Origin of the sequence: Microbacterium sp. 69-7, assembly GCF_001897985.1 — a bacterium.
Lineage (GTDB): Bacteria > Actinomycetota > Actinomycetes > Actinomycetales > Microbacteriaceae > Microbacterium > Microbacterium laevaniformans.
This window is the reverse complement of sequence record NZ_MKRU01000040.1, coordinates 1-6,052: the sequence shown is the minus strand read 5'-3', so window position 1 is coordinate 6,052 and position 6,052 is coordinate 1. Positions and strand designations below refer to the sequence as shown.

The 6,052-nt window shown below is 72.8% G+C and carries 6 protein-coding genes and 1 pseudogene; 3 read left to right on the top strand and 4 right to left on the bottom strand.

The annotated features are described in order from the left end of the window. Nucleotides 1–59: 59 nt before the first annotated feature. The 3 genes and pseudogenes from BGN98_RS03905 to galT form a co-directional block, all read right to left on the bottom strand. Nucleotides 60–155, bottom strand: a pseudogene (locus tag BGN98_RS03905) (alpha/beta hydrolase); the annotation flags it as partial. A 55-nt stretch (nucleotides 156–210) separates the two neighbouring features. Beyond that, on the bottom strand, nucleotides 211–1,410 hold the full coding sequence (gene galK / locus BGN98_RS03900; RefSeq protein ID WP_288119691.1) for a galactokinase: 1,200 nt from the start codon (nucleotides 1,408–1,410) through the stop codon (nucleotides 211–213). Then, nucleotides 1,407–2,603, bottom strand: a complete 1,197-nt coding sequence (gene galT, locus BGN98_RS03895) for a galactose-1-phosphate uridylyltransferase (RefSeq protein ID WP_288119710.1) — start codon at nucleotides 2,601–2,603, stop codon at nucleotides 1,407–1,409. Before galT ends, galK begins: the two co-directional genes overlap by 4 nt. A gap of 55 nt (nucleotides 2,604–2,658) precedes the next feature. Between galT and BGN98_RS03890 the strand changes: the two genes are divergently transcribed. Both BGN98_RS03890 and BGN98_RS03885 read left to right on the top strand, forming a co-directional pair. Continuing rightward, complete coding sequence (locus tag BGN98_RS03890; protein ID WP_288119689.1) at nucleotides 2,659–3,669, top strand: LacI family DNA-binding transcriptional regulator; 1,011 nt, start codon at nucleotides 2,659–2,661, stop codon at nucleotides 3,667–3,669. 188 nt (nucleotides 3,670–3,857) lie between these two features. Next, entirely contained in the window at nucleotides 3,858–4,145 is a 288-nt protein-coding gene (locus BGN98_RS03885; protein ID WP_288119687.1) for a hypothetical protein, read from the top strand. Nucleotides 4,146–4,284: 139 nt separating this feature from the next. On the opposite strand, the gene galE is transcribed toward BGN98_RS03885, so the two are convergent. After that, the gene (gene galE, locus BGN98_RS03880; protein WP_061683797.1) at nucleotides 4,285–5,262 is read right to left on the bottom strand and encodes a UDP-glucose 4-epimerase GalE; all 978 of its coding nucleotides are present in this window, start codon (nucleotides 5,260–5,262) and stop codon (nucleotides 4,285–4,287) included. 68 nt (nucleotides 5,263–5,330) lie between these two features. Between galE and BGN98_RS03875 the strand changes: the two genes are divergently transcribed. After that, nucleotides 5,331–6,052 (top strand): glycerate kinase (locus BGN98_RS03875; RefSeq protein WP_288119686.1); only part of this gene is annotated, 722 nt, incomplete at its 3' end.

The window sequence follows — 6,052 nt, the reverse complement described above, 5'->3', positions numbered from 1 at the left end:
ACCGAACGCGAGCACCGCCGCACCCGCCGCGGCGACCCACGGCATCCATCCGAGGGCTCTCACGTGCTCAGGAAGGCGAGCAGCGCCTCGTTCACCTCGGCGCCGTGGGTGCGCAACAGCCCGTGCGGGGCGCCGTCGATCTCGACGTAGGTGAGCGAGGCCACGAGTGCTCCTTCCGGGATGCCGCGGATCGACCTCCCGCCCTCGACGCTACCCGTCCCGGCGCGCGCCGTCCGAGGGATGCACGGTGAACACGTGCGCAGCGCCGAAGCCCGCGGCGGCGAACGCCGCGGCGACACGGGCGGTCGCCTCCTCGACCAGTTCGCGGTCGATGAGCGCGATCGCGGCGCCGCCGAAGCCGCCGCCGGTCATGCGGGCGCCGACGGCCCCTGCTGCGCGCGCGGTCTCCACGGCCAGGTCGAGCTCGGGCGTGGAGATCTCGAAGTCGTCGCGCATCGACGCGTGCGACGCGTCGAGAAGCGCGCCGATCGCCCGCGGTCCCTCCGCGCGCAGCAGGCGCACGGCGTCGAGCACACGCTGGTCCTCCGTGACGACGTGGCGGACGCGCCGAAAGGTCACGTCGTCCATCAGCGCACGGGCGCGGTCCAGGTCGGCCGGCACGAGGTCGCGCAGGGCCGCGACGCCCATGATCTCGGCTCCGCGTTCGCAGGCCTCGCGGCGCTCGCCGTAGCCGCCGGTGGAGTGCGCGTGGCTCACGCGGGTGTCGATGACGAGCACCTCCAGACCGGCGTCGGCGAACCCGAGCGGCACGACATCGACCTCCAGCGACCGGCAGTCGAGGAAGATGCCGGCGTCGGCGCGGCCGAGCATCGACGCCATCTGGTCCATGATCCCGGTGGGGGCTCCCACCGCCAGGTTCTCAGCGCGGCGACCGGCCTGGGCGAGATCCACCGGCGAGAGGGAGAGCTGCCATACGTCGTTGAGAGCGGATGCCGTGGCGCCCTCGATCGCCGCCGATGACGAGAGCCCTGCGCCGACGGGGACGTCGGAGGCCAGAGCGATGTCGACCCCGGTGAGGGCGTCGGCGTCGCGGCCGGCGGCACGCGCGGCATCCCGCAGCGCCCACGCCACCCCGAGCGGATAGCGCGCCCACTCGACGATCTCGTCGCGGCGGGCGGGGAACAGCGCGTCGAGGTCGGCGAGGGCGACCTCCACCGGCACCGGATCGAACGTCGACACGACGCGGATGCGCCCGTCGCCGCGCGTGCCCAGCGCCGCGATCGTGCGGCCGTCGATCGCGAAGGGGAAGACGAAGCCGTCGTTGTAGTCCGTGTGCTCGCCGATCAGGTTCACCCGTCCCGGAGCCGACCAGTATCCCGCGGGCTCCGCACCGGTGAGCTCGCCGAACAGGTCGTGCGCGTCGGTGCGTGGTGTGGCCGTGGTCGTCACAGCTGGACTCCTTCGATGGCGGATCGCAGCCGATCGGCGGCGGTCTCGGGGGGGACGTCGCCGATCCAGGCGCCCATGGCCGCTTCGGATCCGGCGAGGAACTTGAGCTTGTCGGCGGCGCGACGCGGGCTCGTGATCTGCAGGTTCAGGCGTACCGTGTCGCGACCGACGTGGACGGGTGCCTGATGCCAGGCGGCGATGTAGGGGGTCGGGTCGCCGTAGAGGGCGTCGATGCCGCGCAGCAGCCGCAGATAGATCGGTGCGAGTTCGTCGCGCTCGGCGTCGTCGAGGGCGGCGAAGTCCGGCACGTGACGGTGGGGGAGCAGGTGCACCTCGATCGGCCAGCGCGCGGCGAACGGCACGAAGGCGGTCCAGTGCTCGCCCCGCAGCAGCACGCGGGGGCCTGCCTGCTCGAACGCGAGGATACGAGCGAAGAGGTCCGGTGCCGTCCGGTCGATCGCGTCGAGGAGTCGGGTCGTGCGCGCGGTGATGTACGGATACGAGTAGATCTGGCCGTGGGGGTGCTGCAGCGTGACACCGATCGCCTCGCCGCGGTTCTCGAACGGGAACACCTGCTGCACGCCGGGCAGCGCCGACAGGGCCGCCGTGCGGTCGGCCCACGCCTCGATCACCGTGCGTGCGCGTGTCGGCGTCTGCGTGCCGAACGAGCCGCTGCGCGCCGGTGAGAAGCACACGACCTCGCAGCGGCCGACGCTGGTGCGGGTGCGACCGAGGCCCAGGTGCGCGAGGTCGTCGAGCCCGCGCGGGGGATCGGATGCCGCGGGGGCGTCTCCGGTCGCCTCGGACAGTGCCGGACCGAAGGAGGGCGAGCGGTTCTCGAAGACGGCGACGTCGTAGTGCGAGGGGATCTCGGACGGGTTGGTCGGGGTCTGCGGGGCGAGCGGATCGAGTTCGGCGGGCGGCAGGAAGGCGCGGTTCTGTCGGGCGGCGGCGACGGAGATCCAGTCTCCCGTGAGGATGTCCTGGCGCATGGTCGCCGTCGCCGGGCGGGGGTCGAGGCTGCGCGTGTCGAGGGCGCGATCGGGGCCGAGGGTCGTGTCGGGGTCGTCGAAGTAGATGAGGTCGCGCCCGTCGGCGAGGCGGGTGGGGCGCTTGACGACGCCCGCGCCGAGCGGCGTCGCGGGGGCCGTCGGCGGTGTCGCGGGGGCGAGGTGAGGAGGCGGCTCCGGCATGTTCACGATAACACGATACGGCCATGTGCGTGCTATCGTCAACACGGAGGTCGGGATGGCACACAAACGCGCGTCGATGGCGGATGTCGCACGGATCGCGGGGGTGTCGGCGCAGACCGTCTCTCGTGTCGTCAACGCCAGCCCGCGGGTCGACCCCGCCACCCGCGCCCGCGTCGAGGAGGCGATGGCACGCAGCGGCTACCGCATCCACCGCGCCGCCCGGGCCCTGCGCACGGGGAGGTCCGGCACGATCGGCGTCGTCGTCTCCACGCTCGCGACTGTCGGAAACTCGCTCATGCTCGAGGCGGTGACCGATGCCGCCGCCGAACGCGAGCACGACGTCGCGGTGGTCACCATCGGCTCCGGAGACGCCGCCGAAGCGCTCCAGCGGATCAACGAGCAGGGAGTCGACGGCGTGGTCGTCATCAACGAAGCCTCCGCTCTCGTCCGCTCGGCGGATCTGCCGACCGCTCTTCGACTCGTCGTCGTCGACTCGCCGCCCGACGACCGATTCGCCGGCGTGGAGACCGATCATGCCGGGGGAGCGGCCGGCGCGACCGCGCACCTGCTCGCACTCGGGCACGCCACGGTCGCGCACATCGCCGGGCCGGCGACCTCGTACGCGGCCGCCGAGCGCGAGCGCGGATGGCGCGACACCCTCGAGGCGGCGGGGCGTCCCGTCGGCGCGCTCGTGCGCGGCTCGTGGAGCTCGGCATCCGGCTACGAGGCAGCCCAGACGCTCATCGGCGACGGCGCCGTCGGCACCGCCCTGTTCGTCGCCAACGACCAGATGGCCCTCGGGGCGCTGCGCGCCCTCGCCGAGCACGGTGCGCGGGTGCCCGAAGACGTCAGCGTCGTCGGCTTCGACGACGTCGACGACGCGGCCAACTACCGGCCTCCTCTCACGACGGTGCGCCAGCACTTCGACCGGCTCGGCGCCCAGGCCGTCGCCGCTCTTCTCGACGAGGGCGACGCGCCCGACTCCGCGGTAGCGAAAGCCGCGACCCGCGCGGTGATGCCTGCCCCGCTCATCGTGCGCGACAGCACCGGCCCCGCGCCGGTCTGAGCGCGGCGCCTGCGCCGAGGTCAGTCGACGGCGACGGCGCGGATCAGTGCGGCGGCCTGCGGCTGCAGCACCGGGGGCCGGAGCCCGGCGGTCCCGCGCGGCGCCAGACGACTTTCTACCCCTTCTCGCTCACGTCCCGCCTCGGCTGCGGCACCGCGCGGCGGGTCGAGATCGACGGCGCGCCGCGCGTGCAGAGCGCGCGCTTCGGCGACGTCTCCGCCGTCAACGCGGTCGCCACGACCGACGACGCCGGCACGAGCGTGTTCTTCGTGAACCGCTCGGTGTCGGATGCCGCGGAGCTCGTGATCGATCTGCGCGAACTCGACGCGGCATCCCTCGCCGTCGTCGAGTCGTGGATGATCACCGATGCCGATTACCGGGTGAGGCCGCAGTCGCTGGAGGTCATCCGTCAGGGCGACGAGCTGCGCGTGTCACTGCCGGACGTCTCGTGGGCGGTCATCCGCTTGACCGCCTGAGACGGCGTTTCGACTCGTCGCTGCGCTCCTCGCTCAACGACCGGAAAGCACCGCTTCCCGCGTTCGTTGAGCGAGCGCCGGTCGTTGAGCGAGCGCCGCGAGTCGAAACGCAGAGTCGAAACGCAGCGCCGCGCCGGGATCAGTGGGCGGCGCGGCGCGCCTCCCAGCCGGTGCGCACCATCTCGTCGACGGTGTAGCGGTTGGTCCAGTCCAGGTCGCGGGCGGCCAGCTCCCCGGTGGCGACGATGCGGTCGGGGTCGCCCGGGCGGCGCGGACCGATCCTCGGCGTGAAGTCGATGCCGGTCACGCGGGCCATGGCATCCATGATCTCGCGCACGCTCAGGCCGTTCTGCGACCCCAGGTTGTACGCGGCCTCGATGGGCTCACCCGCCTCGAGTCGCTGCGCCGCGACGACGTGCGCGGCCGCGATGTCGCCGACGTGCACGTAGTCGCGCACGTTGGTGCCGTCGGGGGTGTCGTAGTCGTCGCCGTTGATCTGCGGGGTCTCGCCGGCGAGCAGCTTCTCGAACACGATCGGGAAGAGGTTGTGGGGGCTCGTGTCGTACACCGACGGGTCGGCCGAGCCGACCACGTTGAAGTAGCGCAGCGACGTGTGGCGGAGGGGCTGCTCGTCGGATGCCGTCGCCACGCCCTGATCGCGCAGCAGCCATTCGCCGATGAGCTTCGACTCGCCGTAGGGCGACGCGGGGCGCTTGGGCAGGTCCTCGGTCACCAGGGGCACGTCGGGGGTGCCATAGACCGCGGCTGAGGAGGAGAAGACGATGTTGTGCACACCGGCATCCGCCATGGCCGCCAGCACGACGCGGGTGCCCTCGACGTTCTGCTCGTAGGTGTGCAGCGGGCGCTGCACCGAGACGCCGGCGTACTTGAATCCGGCGACGTGGATCACGCCCGTGACGCCGTGTTCGCGCATCGTGTCGGCCAACAGCGCGCGATGCAGGATCGTGCCCTCCACGAACGGCACGCCCTTGGGCACGAACGACGCGTGGCCGCTCGAAAGGTCGTCCACGACGACCGGGGCGATGCCCGCCGCCTGCAGGGCGCGCACCACGTGCGCACCGATGTATCCCGCTCCGCCGGTCACAAGCCACGTCATGTGTCCATCCTGCCCGATGCGAGCCGGTGCCCGATGCCGCGGGCCGGTGAACGCGTAGCATCGCGCCCATGACCCGCGTCGTGCTCGCCCCCGACAGCTTCAAGGGCTCGATCCCCGCTGCCGCGGCCGCCGCCGCACTGCGCGACGGGTGGCGGTCGGTGCGACCGGCCGACGACGTGGTGCTGCGGCCGATGGCCGACGGGGGAGAGGGGACGTTGGACGCGTTCGCCGCTGCCGTCCCGGGCGCGACGCGGATGCCGCTCACGGTCACCGGGCCCGCGGGAACGCCCGTTGACACCGCATGGCTGCTGCTGCCGGACAGTACCGCGGTCGTCGAGCTCGCGGCGACGAGCGGGATCGAACTGCTCGGCGGCCGGTTGCGTCCCTGGGACGCGTCGACGCGCGGGTTCGGCGAGGCGATCGCCGCCGCGCTCGAGCACGGTGTGGAGCGCCTCGTCCTCGGCATCGGATCGAGCGCGTCCACCGATCTCGGCGTCGGTATGCTCTCGGCGCTCGGTGCCGGGTTCGTCGACGGCGCCGGAGCCGCGGTGCCCGACGGCGCCGGCGGGCTGGCGGCGATCGCCCACGTCGACACCGCTGCGCTGCGACAGCCTCCTGCCGGCGGCATCGTCGTGCTCTCCGATGTGACCACTCCGCTGCTCGGTCCCTCGGGTGCGGCCGCGGTCTTCGGTCCGCAGAAGGGCATCGACGACGTCGCCCGCGCAGAGGCGGGTCTCGCGCACGCCGCGTCGCTGTACCCGCTCGATCCGATGGTGGCGGGCGCGGGCGC

Bases quoted from the DNA above. Each gene is read 5' to 3' on its own strand.
- galT (WP_288119710.1), bottom strand. From the start codon at position 2,603: ATGCCGGAGCCGCCTCCTCACCTCGCCCCCGCGACACCGCCGACGGCC.
- BGN98_RS03890 (WP_288119689.1), top strand. From the start codon at position 2,659: ATGGCACACAAACGCGCGTCGATGGCGGATGTCGCACGGATCGCGGGG.
- galE (WP_061683797.1), bottom strand. From the start codon at position 5,262: ATGACGTGGCTTGTGACCGGCGGAGCGGGATACATCGGTGCGCACGTG.